20 protein-coding genes, 1 tRNA gene and 1 pseudogene are annotated in these 17940 nt (G+C 67.1%); 9 read left to right on the forward strand and 13 right to left on the reverse strand.

Annotation, left to right across the window (positions count from 1 at the left end; translation table 11 throughout):
- Window positions 1-441 precede the first annotated feature (441 nt).
- Window positions 442-834 carry a hypothetical protein gene (locus AUL38_RS14660; protein WP_059063199.1) on the reverse strand — a complete coding sequence of 131 codons (393 nt, stop codon included), beginning with the start codon at window positions 832-834 and terminating at the stop codon, window positions 442-444.
- A gap of 136 nt (window positions 835-970) precedes the next feature.
- Window positions 971-1153 (reverse strand): hypothetical protein, encoded by a 183-nt coding sequence (locus AUL38_RS17190; protein ID WP_153006622.1) that lies wholly within the window; start codon window positions 1151-1153, stop codon window positions 971-973.
- 186 nt (window positions 1154-1339) lie between these two features.
- On the opposite strand from AUL38_RS17190, the gene AUL38_RS14665 reads away from it, so the two are divergent.
- On the forward strand, window positions 1340-1582 hold the full coding sequence (locus AUL38_RS14665; RefSeq protein ID WP_153006623.1) for a hypothetical protein: 243 nt from the start codon (window positions 1340-1342) through the stop codon (window positions 1580-1582).
- A 67-nt stretch (window positions 1583-1649) separates the two neighbouring features.
- Here the strand turns inward: AUL38_RS14665 and AUL38_RS14670 are convergent, their stop codons facing one another.
- Window positions 1650-1970 carry a hypothetical protein gene (locus AUL38_RS14670; RefSeq protein ID WP_153006624.1) on the reverse strand — a complete coding sequence of 107 codons (321 nt, stop codon included), beginning with the start codon at window positions 1968-1970 and terminating at the stop codon, window positions 1650-1652.
- 63 nt (window positions 1971-2033) lie between these two features.
- On the opposite strand from AUL38_RS14670, the gene AUL38_RS14675 reads away from it, so the two are divergent.
- The gene (locus AUL38_RS14675) at window positions 2034-2243 is read left to right on the forward strand and encodes a hypothetical protein (protein WP_059063204.1); all 210 of its coding nucleotides are present in this window, start codon (window positions 2034-2036) and stop codon (window positions 2241-2243) included.
- Here the strand turns inward: AUL38_RS14675 and ctaD are convergent.
- A complete protein-coding gene (gene ctaD, locus AUL38_RS14680; protein WP_083506929.1) occupies window positions 2240-3943 on the reverse strand; it encodes a cytochrome c oxidase subunit I in 1704 nt (567 codons plus the stop codon). The two genes, AUL38_RS14675 and ctaD, sit on opposite strands and share 4 nt — an antisense overlap.
- 52 nt (window positions 3944-3995) lie before the next feature.
- On the reverse strand, window positions 3996-4925 hold the full coding sequence (locus AUL38_RS14685) for a bifunctional hydroxymethylpyrimidine kinase/phosphomethylpyrimidine kinase (protein WP_059063206.1): 930 nt from the start codon (window positions 4923-4925) through the stop codon (window positions 3996-3998).
- Between the two features lie 67 nt (window positions 4926-4992).
- Between AUL38_RS14685 and AUL38_RS14690 the strand changes: the two genes are divergently transcribed.
- Window positions 4993-6111 carry a DegT/DnrJ/EryC1/StrS aminotransferase family protein gene (locus tag AUL38_RS14690; RefSeq protein ID WP_059063208.1) on the forward strand — a complete coding sequence of 373 codons (1119 nt, stop codon included), beginning with the start codon at window positions 4993-4995 and terminating at the stop codon, window positions 6109-6111.
- Here the strand turns inward: AUL38_RS14690 and alr are convergent.
- Both alr and AUL38_RS14700 read right to left on the reverse strand, forming a co-directional pair.
- A complete protein-coding gene (alr, locus tag AUL38_RS14695; protein WP_083506930.1) occupies window positions 6108-7280 on the reverse strand; it encodes an alanine racemase in 1173 nt (390 codons plus the stop codon). The genes AUL38_RS14690 and alr overlap by 4 nt on opposite strands.
- A 5-nt stretch (window positions 7281-7285) precedes the next feature.
- Window positions 7286-8089 carry a YggS family pyridoxal phosphate-dependent enzyme gene (locus tag AUL38_RS14700; protein WP_059063210.1) on the reverse strand — a complete coding sequence of 268 codons (804 nt, stop codon included), beginning with the start codon at window positions 8087-8089 and terminating at the stop codon, window positions 7286-7288.
- Between the two features lie 53 nt (window positions 8090-8142).
- Here AUL38_RS14700 and AUL38_RS14705 point away from each other — a divergent pair, with 53 nt between their 5' ends.
- The 5 genes from AUL38_RS14705 to AUL38_RS14720 all read left to right on the forward strand — a co-directional run bounded on the left by AUL38_RS14705 (window position 8143) and on the right by AUL38_RS14720 (window position 12565).
- Window positions 8143-9528: an aminotransferase class I/II-fold pyridoxal phosphate-dependent enzyme gene (locus AUL38_RS14705; protein WP_059063212.1), complete on the forward strand. Its 1386-nt coding sequence runs from the start codon at window positions 8143-8145 to the stop codon at window positions 9526-9528.
- Window positions 9529-9585: 57 nt separating this feature from the next.
- Complete coding sequence (gabT, locus tag AUL38_RS14710) at window positions 9586-10932, forward strand: 4-aminobutyrate--2-oxoglutarate transaminase (RefSeq protein WP_059063214.1); 1347 nt, start codon at window positions 9586-9588, stop codon at window positions 10930-10932.
- A gap of 36 nt (window positions 10933-10968) precedes the next feature.
- Window positions 10969-11039 (forward strand) — tRNA-Cys (locus AUL38_RS14715).
- A gap of 122 nt (window positions 11040-11161) precedes the next feature.
- Window positions 11162-11332, forward strand: a complete 171-nt coding sequence (locus AUL38_RS17450; RefSeq protein ID WP_161937451.1) for a hypothetical protein — start codon at window positions 11162-11164, stop codon at window positions 11330-11332.
- Window positions 11333-11338: 6 nt separating this feature from the next.
- Entirely contained in the window at window positions 11339-12565 is a 1227-nt protein-coding gene (locus AUL38_RS14720; protein WP_059063216.1) for an L-lactate permease, read from the forward strand.
- Between the two features lie 116 nt (window positions 12566-12681).
- On the opposite strand, the gene AUL38_RS14725 is transcribed toward AUL38_RS14720, so the two are convergent.
- Window positions 12682-13224, reverse strand: coding sequence for a carboxymuconolactone decarboxylase family protein (locus AUL38_RS14725; protein WP_059063217.1), 543 nt, complete (start codon window positions 13222-13224; stop codon window positions 12682-12684).
- Window positions 13225-13347: 123 nt separating this feature from the next.
- Here AUL38_RS14725 and AUL38_RS14730 point away from each other — a divergent pair, with 123 nt between their 5' ends.
- Window positions 13348-14229, forward strand: coding sequence for an AraC family transcriptional regulator (locus AUL38_RS14730; protein WP_059063219.1), 882 nt, complete (start codon window positions 13348-13350; stop codon window positions 14227-14229).
- A 37-nt stretch (window positions 14230-14266) separates the two neighbouring features.
- On the opposite strand, the gene AUL38_RS14735 is transcribed toward AUL38_RS14730, so the two are convergent.
- The 5 genes and pseudogenes from AUL38_RS14735 to AUL38_RS14755 form a co-directional block, all read right to left on the reverse strand.
- Window positions 14267-14728: an MmcQ/YjbR family DNA-binding protein gene (locus AUL38_RS14735; protein WP_083506931.1), complete on the reverse strand. Its 462-nt coding sequence runs from the start codon at window positions 14726-14728 to the stop codon at window positions 14267-14269.
- Window positions 14694-15677 carry an alpha/beta fold hydrolase gene (locus AUL38_RS14740; RefSeq protein ID WP_059063221.1) on the reverse strand — a complete coding sequence of 328 codons (984 nt, stop codon included), beginning with the start codon at window positions 15675-15677 and terminating at the stop codon, window positions 14694-14696. The genes AUL38_RS14735 and AUL38_RS14740 overlap by 35 nt, the downstream gene beginning before the upstream one ends.
- Window positions 15667-16239, reverse strand: coding sequence for a glycosyltransferase (locus AUL38_RS16955; RefSeq protein WP_083506933.1), 573 nt, complete (start codon window positions 16237-16239; stop codon window positions 15667-15669). The genes AUL38_RS14740 and AUL38_RS16955 overlap by 11 nt, the downstream gene beginning before the upstream one ends.
- Window positions 16240-16358: 119 nt before the next feature.
- A pseudogene (locus AUL38_RS18010) lies at window positions 16359-16898 on the reverse strand (glycosyltransferase family 4 protein); the annotation flags it as partial.
- Window positions 16899-16905: 7 nt separating this feature from the next.
- Window positions 16906-17865 carry a DMT family transporter gene (locus AUL38_RS14755; RefSeq protein WP_059063227.1) on the reverse strand — a complete coding sequence of 320 codons (960 nt, stop codon included), beginning with the start codon at window positions 17863-17865 and terminating at the stop codon, window positions 16906-16908.
- Between the last annotated feature and the right edge of the window lie 75 nt (window positions 17866-17940).

The raw sequence follows: 17940 nt of genomic DNA on the forward strand, positions 1-17940 counted from the left end.
AGAGAAAGTCGCAACGAATCAAGCGAAGCGGAGGCCGTCGTGCGATCAGATACAGGTGAGAAACTCGGCCGATGGAGCCTGCGTCTCGACGCTGGTTACTGCTTGCTGTTGGGGCTGAGTATCGCCCTGTGTGCTCCACAGATCTCTGGCGGTGTGATGCTACCGGTTCCCCTGGTTGTGGGGATCGGGGCTGCCGTGGTGGCTTGGGCCGGCGGAGTGCTGTGGATGCTCGCTCGGCTCCCGCTGCGGGTGGCGCTCCGGTGGGTGATGTGCGCAAACCTTGTTGCTGCTGCCGCCGTAGCACTGGTCTCAATGTCGGCAGCGACGGTATTAGTTGTAGTTGCGATTGTGGCGATCGCGGTCGATGTTGCGCTCTTTGCAGCTAGCCAGGCGATTGCACTTCACAGGCTTCCAGCTCACGCCTGAGGAGGCAGCGAGTGGCTAGGGGGCGGCGTTCCACGCAATGTAGGAGCCGTCGGCCTGGGTTGCCTGCCAGACGTTTCCGCACTGCTGCACGTCTTCAATGCCGACGTCCTGCAGCATGAGCAGTGAGACCGTCGAGTTCGTGAGGCCCTTGCCCGGTGCGCAGTCTTCAGTGAGCGGCTGACCCTTCCAGGAGATTCCAAACTCATCGCCATCGATCTCCACACGCAGATCCAGCGGTTCAGCGGTGAACGAAGCGGGAACCTTTCCTTCGCTCTTGAGCTGCTCGAGCTTTGCGGTTGCAGACTCCTGTGGCTCATTCTCAGTGCCATCGGTTGCTGCGGAGCATCCGCTCACGAGAAGCGCAAGCGCGATGGACACGGTTGCCAGCGGGGCGAATGGCTTTGGCACGAGTTCCTCCAGACGGTGAGATGTTCTCAAATTAGACAATCAAGCTCTGTGCCTGCTGGGGATGTCCTGGGTGTTCCCCGGCGGTCATACCTCTGCTGTTGTCACAGGTGCAGCGTGGTTGTGGATGCGCCGGTGCCTACTCGCCCGAAGGGGGACTGGGCGCTGGTGGTTCTTGAGGGCTGCGTTGTTCCTCAGCGTGCTTTCGGAGTGCCGACAGCACCGCGCCGCGAATCACGATGAATGCGAGTGTTGCGATCACGAGCGCACTCATGAGCCAGATAAGGAGACCGTATAGGCCAAACATAGGATTGCTCACCATGCGGTCAGACTAGCCCGGCTGCGACGTTCTTGGAAGGGTGTGACCCGACTGCGGCACAGTGTGGGGTCGACCAGTGGGCGTGCATTCTGTGCGTTACGCGCGGCATTTTCGCAACATTTGAGTAGTTTCGTGGGTGTGTCTCCAGGATGGTGATATTTGTCCGCTGGCTGTCCTAAAATTGTGAACATGCTTAGTGACAGTTTCCAGCGTCTGCCCTCCCACATCCAGCAGGACGTCCTTGACAGCCTTGATGAGGAGATCCGCATCGGGTTCCAGGTGAGCGAGGAGGCTTCGGCCGACGAGAAGACCAGCCCCGAAAAGTCGCGGCAGCTCGCTGACCGCATCGTGAAGTCGCTCGCCCTGCGCAACTCGTTCACCGGTGAGTCAGTGACCTCGCCCCGTGACCTCGGGATCGGCAAGCGCAAGTAGCAGTCGCTACGAAGACGCCTCGGCACGCTCTATTGAGCGAGTCGGGGCGTTGTGCGTTGCGGGGATGCTACCTTCGGCCGTTCGCCGGCCCCGAGTTCACCCGCGACATCTCTGCCACCGCCCTCGTGTCCCAGAGCACCGAGCCGTTCGCCTCCTCAAGCGTGTCGTGTTGCGAGACAACGCGGCGCTTGGAGGGCTCCGGGTGCCAGGTCATGACGAAGAAGAGTGGGACGTTCTCGCGGTTGGCGAGGCCCTGGATCATCGCGACCGGACGGTCCTTCGGGTACCGCATAACGGCCCAGAGGTTTGTGTCGACCTGCACATATGGCATGCGCTCGCGCTCTGTTTCCTTGTCCCGTTCATTCCGGTACATGGCTTTTACCCCCATTCGAATGTGTGTTCGAGTAGTGTAAAAGCCTGTACCGACATTCGGGGGTAGGGGCGACAAACTATGAAGATTCGTGCAAGTAACCATATTGGGGGAGCCTCCCGCTACGAGGCTGCCGCCGCGGAAGAGACCCTCCGCGAGCTCGATGAGCAGTACGCGAGGGGCGAGATCGAGCGCCATGCCTACTTCGAGAAGAAGCGCTCGCTCGTGCGGCTGTTCCTGAAGGCGACGACCTCACCGCAGCGTCGCCCCCGCGACGACTACGAGGTCTAGTCGGCGTTCGCCGCCGTCGACGGATCGGCCTCGGTGGCGCCCCGTGCTGGCACGTCGACCGGATCAGGGACTCGCTCCGGGCCACGCCTCGACGGATCATCGTAGCCGGGCGCGAGCTCGGGGTGGTTCGCGTCGAAGGCTGGCGACTCCGACCGGATGCGTGGGATGGAGACAAAGTTGTGGCGCGGGGGTGGGCTCGTGGTTGCCCACTCAAGTGACCGTCCATAGCCCCAGGGATCGTTCGCGGTGACCTGCTTGCCCCTGCGTGCGGTGAGGTAGACGTTGAGGAAGAAGGGGATCATCGAGGCGGCCAGGATGATGGACCCAGCGGTCGAGAGCTGGTTGCCCCAGGTGATGCCGTCCTCGGGGAGGTATGTGTAGTAGCGCCGTGGCATCGCCATCACGCCGAGCCAGTGCTGCACGAGGAACGTCATGTGGAAGCCGATGAACAGCAGCCAGAAGTGGATCTTGCCGAGCCGCTCGTTCAGCATCTTCCCCGTCCACTTTGGCCACCAGAAGTAGAAGCCCGCGAACATCGCGAACACGACCGTGCCGAACACGACGTAGTGGAAGTGTGCGACAACGAAGTACGTGTCGGAGAGGTGGAAGTCGAGTGCGGGGGAGGCGAGGATGACCCCGGTGAGGCCGCCGAAGGTGAACGTGACGAGGAAGCCGAGCGACCACAGCATGGGCGTTTCGAATGTGATCGACCCGCGCCACATGGTGCCGATCCAGTTGAAGATCTTCACTCCCGTCGGCACCGCGATGAGCATGCTCATGAGCGCGAAGAACGGCAGCAGCACGGAGCCGGTGACGTACATGTGGTGTGCCCAGACCGTGAGCGAGAGCGCCGCGATTGCGATCGTTGCGTAGACGAGCGTCTTGTAGCCGAAGATTGGCTTGCGACTGAACACGGGCAGGATCTCGGAGATGATGCCGAAGAACGGCAGCGCGATGATGTACACCTCGGGGTGACCGAAGAACCAGAACAGGTGCTGCCACAGGATCGCACCGCCCTCGCCTGAGAAGATTTGACCGCCGAAAATGCGGTCGAAGGCGAGCGCCGCGAGCGCCGCCGCGAGCACGGGGAAGGCGACGAGAACGAGGATCGACGTAATGAGCGTGTTCCACGAGAAAATGGAGATGCGCCACATCGTCATGCCTGGCGCGCGCATCACGATGATGGTTGCGATGAAGTTCACCGCTCCGAGGATCGTGCCGAAGCCGGTGATGAGCAGCCCGAGTGCCCAGAGGTTCCCACCGACGCCCGGTGAGTATGCTTCGGAGGAGAGCGGCGCGTAGGCGAACCAGCCGAACGAAGCCGCCCCCTGCGGGGTGAGGAACCCGCCGATCGTGATGAGCGCGCCAAACGTGTAGAGCCAGAACGAGAAGGCATTGAGCCTGGGGAACGCAACGTCTGGCGCACCGATCTGCAACGGCATGATGACGTTCGCGAAGCCCGTGAACAGGGGTGTTGCGAACAGCAGCAGCATGATCGTGCCGTGCATGGTGAAGAGCTGATTGTATTGCTCTTTGGACGCGATGACCTCGAGCCCCGGCGCGAAGAGTTGCGCGCGGATGAGCAGTGCGAGTACGCCTCCGAAGAGGAACCACACGACCGAGCTGACAAGGTACATGTACCCGATCACCTTGTGGTCGGTCGATGTGAGGATGGAGACAATCTTGCTGCGGGTGGCCATTTCGGGGTCCTGTTCGAGAGCTGGATCGGACGGTTGGGTCGTGGCTCGGACGCTATGGTGCCGCCGGACTGGGGCGCAGGGCCTGGGTGCGTGCATAGACTTCCGCTGCAGCGAAGTCGACGGCCTCGGCGATTGCGTAGCCGTCGAGGAGTGCGGCTGCGAGGACTGCGGCGAAGGTGTCGCCCAAGCCCTTGGGGCTGATTGCGGCGGCCTGGAGGCGGTGCGTGCTGCTCGAGGCCCGGCGCACCAGGATCTCACCGATGTGGGAGGAGGCGGGCCCGCCGACCTCTAAGGCGGTCGGCGGGAACCGGATGCCTGTGACGATCACCCACTCGGTGAAGTCGCCCATGATCGAGCGGGCGGCAGCCTCGATTGCCGTGTGGGAGTTCAGATCTTCGACGGGCACGCCGCTGAGCTGCGCCAGCTCAAACAGGTTCGGGGTGACGCCCATCGCGATGGGGAGGAGTTCTTCGCGGATCGTCCCCGCTAGAGCAGGCAGCGTGTAGAAGCCGAGGTCGGTATCGCCGAGCACCGGGTCGACGATGAGCGGTGGTCGGTGCTCGATCGGAAGTTTCTCGTACCAGTCTGCGACCGCGGCAGGCTGGCCGGGAGACGCAAAGTATCCGGTGGTGACCAGTCGCAGGTCGCGCATCGCTCCGGAGGCGGTGAGTTCCTCGAGCGAAGCGGAGAGCCAGGAGGTGGGGATCTGTACCTCGTGCACTCGCGCGTGATGCGGGAGCGCGCTGAGCAGAATCGTGGGCACCTGGATCGTTCGCACGCCGTAGTCCGCGAACACGCGGCCAGCCGCATTGAGGCCGACCGAGCCGTGCAGCAGTTGCGAGCCGAAGGTGAGAAGCGCCGTCGGCCGCCGGTCAAGTTCGAGGGCTGCGGGCGCTGCAACCAGTCGAGCGCGCCGCGGAGCCTCGGGCCCCGCCGGATCGACTCCACACGCTTGCGCATCATCCAATGAGCTGACTGGCATAGGACAAACGCTATCATGGCAGTGACAATGATTCTAGCGGCGCATTTTCAGCGCGGAGGCCACACCTATGACACCAACACCCCAGTTGATTCCGGCAGCGAAACCTCTCATCGGCAGCGAGGAGCGGCTCGCGGTCGATGCGGTACTGCGTTCGGGCATGCTTGCGCAGGGGCCTGAGGTTGCGGCCTTCGAAGAGGAGTTCTCTCACCACTTCGTGCTCGGCCGCCCGACGGTCGCCCTGAACTCCGGCACGAGCGGCCAGCACCTCGGGCTCCTCGCGAGCGGCGTCGGCCCGGGTGACGAGGTCATCGTGCCCTCGTTCACGTTCGCAGCCGTCGCGAACTCGGTGGCACTGACGGGCGCCGCGCCGGTCTTCGCCGATATCGAACCCGACTATTTCACGCTCGATCCGCAGCGGATCCGCGAGGCGGTGACCGAGCGCACGAAGGGCATCATGCCCGTGCACCTCTACGGTCACCCGTTTCAGGTGGATGCGGTCGAGGCCGTCGCCGCAGAACACGGCCTCGCGATCTATGAGGACGCCGCGCAGGCGCACTGCGCCAGCTGGGGCGACCGACCCGTCGGCACGATCGGCGAGTTCGCCATGTTCAGCCTGTATCCGACCAAGAACATGACCGCGATCGAGGGTGGCATGGTGACCTGCCGCTCCGAGGAGACCGCGCGGCAGATCAAGCTCCTCCGCAACCAGGGCATGGAGACCCAGTACGCGAACGAGGTGATCGGCTTCAACGCCCGCATGAGCGACGTGCACGCCGCCGTCGGCAGGGCCCAGCTCGCGAAGGTCGACGCGTGGACCCGGATCCGCAGGCGCAACGCCGCCTTCTTCGACCGCGAGCTCGCCCTGATCCCGGGAATCACCCCGCCGCGGGTCGCGCCGCTGGCCACGCACGTGTACCACCAGTACACGATCCGCGTCGCTGTGGCCGAACGCGACCGAATCCGCCAGGCACTCCTCGACGAGCACGGCGTCGCGACCGGCGTGTACTACCCGATCCCGAACCACCGACTGCCCTCGCTCGCGCGATTTGCGCAGTCCGTCGAACTGCCCGAATCCGACCGTGCAGCCGCAGAAGTGCTCTCGCTGCCCGTGCACCCCTCGCTCACCGAGGCCGAGCTGCACCGCATCGTCGCCGGAATGACCGCCGTCGCGGCGGCCGGCGCCTAGACCTCCCGCTCGCGTAGCGGGCGGGAGTGGTGGATCGGGGCTTCTCGTGGGGGGTAGCCCCGATCCACCGATACACGTCGCACCCGGGGGCCGATCCCGGCGACGATCTCATAGTTGATGGTGCCGAGGCGCTCTGCCCATTCCTCGACGGCTGGCTCGCCGTGCGCCGGGTCACCAAAGAGCACCGCGCGGGATCCCACGAGCGCTCGCCCCGCGAGATGGGTGACATCGACGACGCACTCGTCCATCGCGATCTGGCCAACGACGGGCGCGCGCTCGCCGCCGATCGACACGGCAAGTCCGGTGTCGCTGAGCGCGCGGGGCATGCCATCGCCAAAACCGACCGGGAGCTGCGCAAGCAGCGATTCCCGCCGACAGGTGTGCGTGAATCCCTCCGACACCCCGGCGCCAGTCGCAGCCCAGCGCAGCGAGATGATCTCGGTCGCGAATGTCATCACCGGGCGTAGGCCGAGGACGGCTGCGCCACCGTCCTGCTCCGGGCTGAGCCCGAACGCGGCGAGCCCGATCCGCACCGCGTCGTACGCGAGATGTGGTGACGAAAGCGCTGCGGCGGAGGCGGCGAGGTGCCTGAGCGGGGCAGCAACGCCGTGGGCGCGGAGCAGCCGCACGCCGGCATCGAAGCGCGCGGCCTGCGCGCGGTCAGCGGCATCGCCTGCGTTTGCGAGGTGGCTGAACACGCCGGTGATCCGCACGAGGCCCGCCCGCTCCGCGCTGGCCGCCGCCGCGAAGAGCGTCTCCCACGTATCTGGTGCGGCGCCGTTGCGGCTCAGCCCGGTGTCGAGTTTGAGTTGGGCGCATGCGACGGTGCCCGCCGAGCGCGCAGCGACCGCGAGCCGATTGAGCTGGGCCACGCTGCTCATGCCGAGCTGGACGCCGAGGCGTACGACTGCTCCGTAGTCGAGGTGTTCGGCGTGCAGCCAGCAGAGGATCGGAGCGTTGAAGCCACTCTCGCGCAGCACTGCCGCCTCCTCGATGCTGGCCACCGCAACCATCTCCGCGCCGGCCGCGATCACCGCTGGCGCGACGATGGCGGCACCGTGCCCGTACGCATTGGCCTTGACGACGACGATCACGCCGGCCCCGGTGTGCGCCCTGAGGGCCGCGATGTTGTGCCGGATCGCGGACAGCGAGACCTCGGCGAATCGCACGTGGCCTACTCCGAGCTGCCCGTGGCGTCGAACGCCTCCGGCCAGTAATGGCTGTCGGGCACCTGCCGCTTGCCGAAGATTGCCTGGCCGACGCGCACACACGTCGCCCCCTCCTCGATCGCAACCTCGTAGTCCCCGCTCATGCCCATCGACAGGCCGCCGTCGCCGACGAGCGCGGGGTCGATGTCGCGCATGCGATCCCGCACGCTCCGCAGCAGGGTGAAACAGGTGCGCACGCGCGGGATGTCGCTCGTGAAGATCGCGAGGGTCATGAGCCCGCGCACCCGCAAGGACGAATACTGGGGGAGCTCTCGGAGGAACGCCTCAACCTCCTCGGGTGGCAAGCCGTATTTTTGTGGCTCTGCCGAGGTGTTCACCTGCACGTACACGTCGAGGCTTCGCCCTGCAGCCTGGAGTCTGCGATCGAGCGCCGCTGCTGCGCGGAGCGAATCCAGCGCTTGGAACTCGCTCGCGAAGGCGGCGACATCGCGGGCCTTGTTCGTCTGCAGATGTCCGATGACCGACCAGGCGACGCCGAGATCGGCCAGGTTCTCGGACTTCCGCTTCGCCTCCTGCACCTTGTTCTCGCCGAGCTCGTGGCAGCCCGCGGCGACGGCGAGTCGCACGCGCTCCTCCGGCACGGTCTTGCTCACTGGCAGCAGTCGAACCTCCTCGGGGGAGCGTCCGACGCGCTCGGCGGCGCGCGCGATGTTCGCCTGAACGTCGGCGATGTTGCGCGCAAACTCGTCGACCGAGGTTGCCGTGGGGAAGTCGTGGATTGGCAGATCATCCTCAATTTGATTTGTCATAGGACAAAGCGTAACATGGGCCGTGTCATGCTCATCCAACCGAAGGAGCCACCGTGGAAGAACGCACTACGCGCCGCGACGAGCAGCTCGGGATCTCCGGATCCACAGCTGAGGAGATCGTCGCAAGCATCCGCGCGCTCATCGACAACGGCTCGCTGCGGCCCGAGGATTCACTGCCCCCGATGCGGGCGCTCGCCGATCACCTCGGAGTGAACCGCAATACGGCGTCTGCGGCATACCGGGCGCTCGTGCAGGCGAAGGTCGCCGAGACCCGCGGTCGTGCCGGCACCTTCATCGTGAACCCCTATGCCGCACTCGACGAGGAGGGGTTCGCCCGCGATACCGTGCTCCGCGACGTCGGTGACGGCAACCCCGATTCCGGGCTGCTGCCCGACCCAACGCTCGTGCGGCTCGCGCCCGCGGAGCCGCGGCTGTACGGCGAGACCACCATCGATCCCGAGCTCGCTGAGTGGGCGACCGCGTGGATCGCGCAGGATCAGCAGCGGCCGTTCCGGCTGACCGTTACCGCCGGCGCGGTTGACGCGATCGAGCGGCTCCTCGCGCAGACGCTCACCCCGGGCGACACGCTCGCGGTCGAGGATCCCTGCTTCCTGACGAGCATCAGCACGATCCGTCAGAACGGCTACCGGGCCGTGCCCGTCGAGATGGACGAGCAAGGGATGCTGCCGGAGAGCCTGCGGAACGCGCTCGAGGAGGGCGTGCGCGCCGTGATCTGTACGCCACGCGCACATAATCCGACAGGTGCGAGCCTTACTCCGGAGCGCGCCGCAGCACTGCGAGACATTCTCGCCGCGTATCCGCACGTGCTCGTCATCGAGGACGACCACTTCTCGCTGCTCGCGCGCGCGCCATACGCGTCGATCATCGGCGAGGGCCAGCAGCGCTGGGCCCTCGTACGATCCATGTCGAAGGCCCTCGGGCCCGACATGCGGATCGCGCTTGTCGCGAGCGACGTCGACACCGCCGAGCGGCTCGCATCGCGTATCAGCGGCGGCATCACCTGGGTGAGCCACCTCATTCAGCGCATCACCTACGCGATGCTCGTCGACCCAGACACGCAGTCTCGCATCGAGCGTGCCGGCGCCCACTATGCGGAGCGGAACGATGCCTTCGTCGCCCAGCTCGCGGCGAGCGGGCTGACGGGAATGTCGCGCGACGGACTCAACGTGTGGGTCGATGTTCGGCAGGACGCAGCCGACGTGCTTGTGCAACTCATGCGCCGCGGCTGGGTCGCCCGCGACGGCTCAACATTTCGGCTGCAGGGGGAGGGCGACACCTGTCTCCGGCTCACCGTGCACGACCTGAGCGATGCCGACATGGCGACCCTCGCGAACGATCTCACCCAGTCGGCAGCCGCTGTCGGTGTGAGCAGACCCCTCACGAGACCGCAGGTCGCCGCGCCCATCGCCGCGCGGTAGCCAGCGATCGCACATCCCGTGCTGCACACGTATTCAACCCCGAAGGGAACTCCCGCCATGACCGCAACTGTCAACGCTCCCGTGTCACTGCAACGCCCGGAGCTCGTCACCGAAATCCCCGGCCCGAAGAGTCGCGCGATTCATGCACGCCGCGAGCAGGCGGTACCGCGAGGCGTCGGCTGCGCGCTCCCCGTCTACATCGAGTACGCCGATGGGGCGTGGCTCACCGACGTTGACGGGAACCGGCTGCTCGATCTTGGCTCGGGTATCGGTGTCACCACGCTCGGGCATACGCACCCCGCGGTCGTCGCCGCGGCGAAGGCGCAGCTTGACCGGGTGAGCCACACGCTCTTCACCGTCACGCCCTACGAGAACTACGTGCGACTCGCCGAACGGCTCGCCGAGCACACCCCCGGCGACCACGCAAAGAAGAGCTTCTTTGTGAACTCGGGCGCGGAGGCCGTCGAAAACGCCGTAAAGATCTCCCGCGCGTTCACCGGGCGTCGCGTCGTCGCAGCACTCGACCACGCCTTCCACGGCCGCACCAACCTCACGATGGCGATGAACCACCGCGCCGCGCCCTACGGCACCGGCTTTGGCCCGTTCGCACCTGACGTGCAGCGCGTGCCGAACTCCTCCCCGCTCCGCGACGGCCTCACCGGGGCCGAGGCCGCAGCCCGCACGATCGAGTACCTCGAGCAGCGGATCGGCGTCGCTGATCTTGCAGCGGTCATCGCTGAGCCGATCCAGGGCGAGGGCGGGTTCATCGTTCCCGCCGAGGGATACCTGCCGGCGCTCCAGGAGTGGGCAACCGCGAACGGGGTCGTGTTCATCGCCGACGAGATCCAGGCAGGCCTCGGCCGCACCGGCACCTGGTTCTCCAGTGAGCTCTTCGGGCTCGTCCCCGATGTCGTGCTGACCGCGAAAGGCATCGCAGACGGGCTGCCGCTCGCGGGCATCACGGGCCGCGCTGACATCATGGACGCCGCGCTCCCTGGCGGGCTCGGCGGCACGTTCAGCGGCAACCCGGTGTCGATTGCTGCGGCGCACGCTGTGCTCGACCTGCTCGAGACGGGCGAGCCGTTCGCCGAGGCCGCGCGCGTTGAGCGCGCCCTGGTCGACGGGCTGCGCGAGCTCGCTCACACGTACCCGGAGATTGGCGACATCCGCGGCCACGGTGCCATGGTCGCGTTCGAGCTGCTCCAGCCAGGGACGACGACCCCGCTCGCCGGCCTTGCCGGGGAGATCGCCGCGCACGCCGCAGAGCAGGGCGTACTGCTGCTCACGGCCGGCAGCTACGGCAACGTGATCCGCTTCCTCCCGTCGCTCGCGGTAACCACCGAGCAAATTGAGTATGCTGTGGAGGTGATCGGCGACGCACTCGCGCGCACTCGCGCACAGTAGTCACCACGGGGCCGTCCGTCACGGAACGGCCCCTCCGGTGGGGTGACCGAATGGCTAGGTCACAGCCCGCAAGGCTGTGTATGCAGGTTCGACTCCTGCCCCCACCTCTACGTCCAGTTCACACGGCGCGCCGCACGGCCGCAGGGCGTCACCGAGGAGTCTGATCGCTATGCGCCACGCGCCGCTCGTGCACCGCCGCTATCCCGAACTAGATTGGGTCGCCTGAGCCGTGCAAGCACTCGCCGCGGCAGTGCCGCTTCTTGCCGTGCTCGTCGCACTGCTGTTCGGGCGATCCTCCCGCACCGCAGCGCTCGCGGGAGTCGCCGTGCTGGTGCCGCTGATCGTCTTCCTCTTCCCGACACCGTGGGGTGACATCGCGCAGGCGGGCTTGGACTGGTGACTCGTCGTGCTCGAAGTGATGCTCGTGCTCGGCGGCGGGATCCTGTTCGCTGAGGCGGGGCGCTTCACCGGGAACCAGGCGCAGATCACGGGGTGGGTCACCCGCTCACTCGGCACGGGCATCGTGCCGGTGCTCGCGATCGTGCACGGCTTCACCCCGCTCACCGAGTCGCTCACCGGGTACGGGATCGGCGCGGCGCTCGCCGTTCCGCTGCTGCTCGGAATCGGGCTGCCGGGAAAGAAAGCAGCCATCATCGGTCTTATAGGCCTGTGCGCGGTGCCCTGGGGATCGATGGGGCCCGGCACACTCATCGCATCGCACCTGAGCGGTGTCGACTTCGACACGCTTGGTGTGACGACCGCCCTGTTCAACGTGGTGGTGTTCGCAGGTGTCGGCGTGACGGCCGCGCTCCTGATCGCTGCGCCGGGGGAACGAGTCGGCGCCGCTGCCGCCGGGCTCGGCTCGGCGCTCGCGCTCTCCGTCACGGTGCTCGGCGCCAACCTGCTCATCGGTACGGCGCCCGCTGGCGCGATCGGCGGGCTGCTCACGCTCGCCATGCACATCGGCCTGCGCGCGCTGCGCGGGCACACCGTTCGGCTGTCGCGGCCCGTGCTGCGGGCGTTCGTGCCCTACGCGGTCGTGCTCTGCGGCATGCTTGCCGCGACCGTCGCCTTTGCGATCATTCCGGGCACCGGCTCACCCGCGGAGGCCGTGATCACGTCGCCCGCCTTCTGGCTATTCGTCGCCTCGACGTTGCTGCTCACCACGCACCGCGGATTTTTCCGCGAGGCGGCGGGGGCCGCGGCCGGAACCTGGCTGCTCGTCGCCCCCTCCACGCTGCTGTTCATCGTGCTTGGCGCGCTCATGGGCGTGAGTGGCATGTCCGAGGAGCTTGCGGGTCAGCTTGCCAGGCTGGGTTCCGCGTACCTCTTCCTGCTCCCGCTGTTCGCGGCGCTCATCGGATTCCTGACGGGCTCAAACTCCGGCGCGAACGCGCTCGCGGCCGGCGCGCAGACCGACGTGGCGATCGCACTCGGTGCCGATGTGCCGCTCGCGATCGGGGCGCACAACGCCGCAGGAGCGGCAGCGATGATGGCGTCGCCGGCTCGCGTTGAGCTCGCGACGAGCCTGGCGCGTGTGCCGGAGGAGCGAGGCTCCGTGCAGCGGCTGCTGCTCGTGCAGCTGGGGGCGATTGCCCTCGTCATGGGCGCACTGAGCCTGGCGCTGCTGTAGCTATCGCAGCGGTCCGTGCGCGCACTCACGCGAGTCCCGACACACGTGAGGCTGCCCGGCCGCTCCGACGGGGAGCGAACCGGGCAGCCTGTTCGGACGACCGGGATGGTCGCGAGTTACCGCTGGAACGGTACCTCGGGGAAGTCCACCGGCACGTCGAGCGCGATGTTGATGTAGTTCGTAAACAGGTTCAGTCCGACCTGAGCGATGGTTTCGACGATCTGGCTATCGGTCCAGCCGAGCTCGCGGAGCTTCACGATCTCTGACTCGGCGACCTCGCCGCGCTGCTGCACGAGGGAGTGGGCGAACTGGAGGAGGGCGTCGATGCTCGGATCGTCAGAGTGGCCCTGCTGGGCAGTGGCGAGCTCCGCCGCGCTCAGGCCCGCCTGGGTGCCGAGGGCCGTGTGCGCCGCGAGGCAGTAACGGCAGTCGTTGGTATCCGCTACCGCGACGGCGATCTGCTCGGTGAGTGCCGCACCGAGTGCGCCTGTCGAGAACGCCCCGAACGAACCCCACATGGACTGCAGCGCCGCTGGTGAATTTGCGACCGCGGCAAACATGCTCGGGATCATGCCGCCGACGGCCTTCTCGATCTTCGTCAGAGTGGACTGCGTCGCGGGGGTCGCAGTGTCAACGGTGAGGATGGGTACACGTGCCATGATGGGCTCCTTCGGTGAGATGCGCGGCCTGGTTCGGCGGCGTGATTCTCAGTCTCGCCGATCTGCTGGGATGTTTCGCACCAAATATGCCAAGACTCTTGCCTGATCGTCTATATTGGGGGCATGAACCCAATCGATCGGCTCGATGCCCTCCTCCGCCGATTCGCGGTGCGGGCACAGCAGTTCTATGACGGCACCCTCTGCCACACACGCGACTTCGAAGCCGTGCCGGGCCGGGGATTCCTGCATGTGCTGCGCCGCGGGTCAATGACTGTCAGCGACGGCACCGGCAGAGTGCCGCGCGAGATCACCGAGCCAAGCGTCCTGCTGTATCCGCGCGCACACGAACACGTCTTCACCCCGAGCGCCGACACCGGGGTGGACCTCGCCTGCGCAACCCTCACATTCGACGGTGGGGCGATGCACCCACTCGTGACGGCACTACCCGATGTCCTCACGGTTCCGATCGCAGACGTGCAGGGGCTCGATCCGATACTCGACCTCCTCGAGAACGAGATCGGCGCGATCAGCTGCGGGCACCGGCACATCGTCGACCGGCTGTTCGAAGTCGTGCTCATCAAGATCCTGCGACACCTGCTCGACCGACCCGGCGAATACGACCTTCCCGGTGGCGGCGTCTTTGGCGGGATGGCTGATCCGCACATCGCTCACGCGCTCGCCGCAGTGCACGCGCAGCCCGGCGAGGCATGGACGCTCGACCGCCTCGCACAGACGGCACACATGTCACGGAGCGCGTTCGCCGAACGCTTCCGCGAACTCGTCGGGACAACTCCGCACGATTACCTCACCTCGTGGCGGATGACCGTTGGCAAGCAGCTGCTCACCCAGCAACTCCCCGTCACCCGGGTCGCAACCGAGCTCGGGTATACGGGGAGCTCGTTTTCCAGGGTTTTCGCGCAGCGTGAGGGTATGTCGCCGCGCGCGTGGCTCGACACCGCGACTCCCGGAGCTGCGCTGCCTGCCGCGCCCGCGCTGCGCCGATAGATCTGGGATCTGCGGAGTATCTGCCGAATGGGGCTGATTAGGGCAGACCTTGCGGTGTTTCCATATCTTGCGTCGGCTTTGGCGTCGCCTGAGGCGTGGCCTCCGGCGTGGCCTCCGGCCCGTGCTGCCCAAACGTCGCGGGATCCACGGGGCGCTGCGCGCGTGGAAGGGTCTCGACAACGAGCAAATAAGACTCCGTGATGAGATCCTTCACCAGCGCCTCGTCGAGTGCGCCGCCAGACTTTAGGCTGATCCAGTGCCGTTTGTTCATGTGATAGCCCGGAATGATGTCGGCGAACGCCTCGCGCAGCGTTGACGCATCGGCGGGCCGGGCCTTCACTGTCACGAAGGGTTCCCCGGTTGCATGCGATAGCAGCAGGAACATCTTTCCGCGCACCTTGTAGACCGTCGAATCGGGCCCGAAGGGCTGCTCTGGGACGGCGCCGGGGAGTTCGTCTGCGCGCTCAATCGCCCACTCCTGCGGCGTGTGCGTCGGCATTGTGGCTCCCTCCGGCCGGCGGGCTGGGGAGGCCGGCAGTTTGAGCATAGTGCAGCGCATCACGGCCGCTGGCGTGTAGCCGCTCCCAGTCGGCAATGATGTTGGCGGCTTCGGCCGGCGCTTCGTACGGCACGAGGTGGCCCAGGCCCGGGAGCACACGGAACGTCGCCTGCGTCAGGCCGCTGCGCTCCGGTGTGCAGGCCGTGGAGAGGCTGAGCGGGTCGCGATCTGCGCCGATGACCAGCGTCGGACAAGAGACATCGCCCGCGTAGTCAGCGACCGTGGTCGATGTTGAAGCTGCGAACGACTCGAAGACGACTGCTGGTGACGCGAACGCACCTGCCTGGTTGCGGTGTTCCTGGCGGATCCAACGTCGAAGTGCCGGATCCTGCGTCGAGGTCATGAAGGCACCACCCAGTGCCGCCACCCACTCGTTTGCGAGCAACCCACGCCCAAGCGGCTCGGGGAGGCGCCGCGCGATCGAATAGTAGGAGCGTGCCACCGCCGTCGCGGCGACGCTCGGGCCCGCGAAGGGGAGTGTGAGGATGGGGTTCAGGAGGGCCGCTGCCCTGACGGGCGCTCCCTCAGCGATTGCTGCCGCTGCGACGACGCTGCCGAACGAGTGGCCGAGGAGTAGCGGGGGCTGCGCGAACTGCGACGTGAGTTCGGTCAGCCAGACCGCGTAGTTCGCCGTGTCGTGCGGAGCACTGAGGGGCGCTGAGCCCCCGGCCCCGGGCAGGTCGGGGACGATGACACGATACCCGTGCGAGGCGAGTGCCTCGGCGAGCGGTGCCAGGCCAGCGTGCGTGCCGCGAAACCCGTGAACGGCGAGGCAGGTGATGCCGTCGGGCGGCCCGTAGTCGAACAGCCGTGCGGTGGCGCCGGCCACGGTGAGCGTGTGTGAGCGCGCGGGCGCAGCGACGGGGTCGGCGCGGCAGTCACGCAGCATGGCGCACACCGCCTCGTGGGAGCTGCGGGAGGGGCCCGGTCTGGGCCCAAGCGCGGTGCCGCGTCGCTGCGAGCGCATACAGCGCTTCCGCACGCTCGGTGAGTGCGCTCTGCAGGAAGGCGTCGCTGGGAGCGGGTGTGTGCTGGTGGTGTGCGAGATCGGTGACGAAGTTGCTGAGCGTGTCGGCGAAGGCGGTCACGCTCGCGCCCGTGGCGGTGTGCCGCAGGCTGGCGGGGAGTTCCCGACTGATGTCCGGATCGCGCAAGATCACGGGCGTCCCGAGCGACACTGCCTCGTACGCGGTGAGCCCCTGCGTTTCGTAGCCGCGCGAGCTGAGCACGACCGCGTCGGCCTGACGCATGGCGCGCAAGACGCGGTGGTGGCTTGCCGACCCGTGACAGGTGAGCTGATCGGCGACGCCCAGTCGCGTTGCGAGGCGTTCGCTGCGCGCGAGGTCGGTGCCGGCACCGTACACGTGCACGTCGGCGTCGATTCGTGCGAGCGCGAGCGCGGCGATGAACACAGGGGGAGCTGTTTCTCGGGGCTCACCCGTCCTGGCCAGACGAGCTGTGGCCGTGGCCGGGGCGCGACCGGGGTGGCGCGGATCTCACGCAGTGTGGCGTCGTCGACTCCCGTGGGGAGGACGTGAATCTCACCCGCTACACCTGTTCGGCCGAGCCGCTCGGCGAAGTGCCTGGTTGGCGCGATGATGAGGTCTGCGCGCTCTGCGAAGGCGCGAGTGTAGTCGGTGAGGGTGCGCACTGGCGCGTCGGTGACGTAGCGCTGTTGCGCCGCGAACAGCAGTCGACTGGTTGCACGCGGAAACCGCATGATCGCGGGGAGTCCGATCTCGATGTTGGTGTGCATCGTGTGCACGAGTGGGAGGCCGTGCCGGTGCGCGAAGCGGTAGCCGTTCCAGGCACCCCACCCGTCGGCCTGGACGTGCACGATATCGACCGGTGGCTTGCGGGCGAAGGCCGCGTCGATGACGCGATCACAGCGTTCGCCGGCGAGGCAGAACGACTGCTCACCGACCTGCTGCGCCGACAGCAACACGTCGTCATGCCGTCCGTACTCGGGCGTCGCCACCCGCCGGGAGTTGGGCGCGCAGACAGTCACGGTGTGGCCGCGCAGTTCGAGGTGCCTGCGCTGGGTGCCGAGCGAGACCTGGAGCCCGCCGAGCGTTCCGGGGTGTTGGTCGCTGAAGAACGCGATGTGCATGATGCTCCTAGTGGTGCGTGGTGGGGACGGCCCGGCGCGATTCCGCGCCTGCCGGGGCCGACGGGATCGTGGTGCCACTTGCGCCGGCCGGGGATGCTGCTCGTTGGATGCGGGTGAGGCCAAGGACGCCGGCGCAGGCGATCGCGCCGAACCCGACGAGTCCGAGCACGAGGCCGACGGTGAGCTGTACTTCGCCAAGCACGCTAATGCCGATGACAGCAGCGGTGAGTGGGTCGATGATGGTGATCGCGGCGACGACGACCGGAGCGGGGAAACGATGGTGTGAACGCTGCAGGAGGACGTTCGCGACGACTCCGCCGGCGGCGACCGCAGCGAGCCCGAGCAGCGCGGCCGGCAGCGCGAGTGTCGCGGCGAGGCCGTCCCGCAGCACGAGCGTGACGACGACTTTGAACACGGTGGTGATGCTGCCGAAGATGAGCGCTGCTGCGACGAGCCCGAGGAGTGATGCCCCGTCGGGGCGCCCGCCGAGACGCGGGTTCCTGGTGCTGATCGCGACGGCGACCAGTCCGAGTGCCGTTGCTGCCGCGACAATCACGGTCACCGCGGCGAGGTCGGCGAGTGGATCCGTGCTGGGCCCGCTGGCGAGGGATCCACGCATAAGCGTGATGAAGCCGATGATGCCCACCGCGCACAGCACGATGGCTGCGGCGCCGTGCCCGCCGACTGGCGCCCGGCCTGACCAGTGCGCGACGACGGCTGAGGTCGCGAGCGCCACGATACTCACCGACTGCACCACGCTCACTGGTGCGAGGGCCAGCGCAACAAAGTTTGAGGACACGGCGGTGCCGAGCAGAAGCACCCCGGCCCACCAGCGCGGGGCCCGAAGGAACACGCGCCAGTGTCCGTCGGCCTGGAATACCGCACGGGACTGTAGTTCGGCGCCCGCAGCGAGCAACAGCGCGCCGATGAGCGCAACCCCCAGCCCGAGGGCGAACGAGCCCGTCACCGTGAGGCGCCAGGTCGAGCATGGCTCGCTGGGTGTGCGCGTGGGGGTCGCCGCGCGGGACCGGAACGAGTCTCG

Source organism: Leucobacter sp. G161 (assembly GCF_001482305.1).
Taxonomy (GTDB): Bacteria; Actinomycetota; Actinomycetes; order Actinomycetales; family Microbacteriaceae; genus Leucobacter.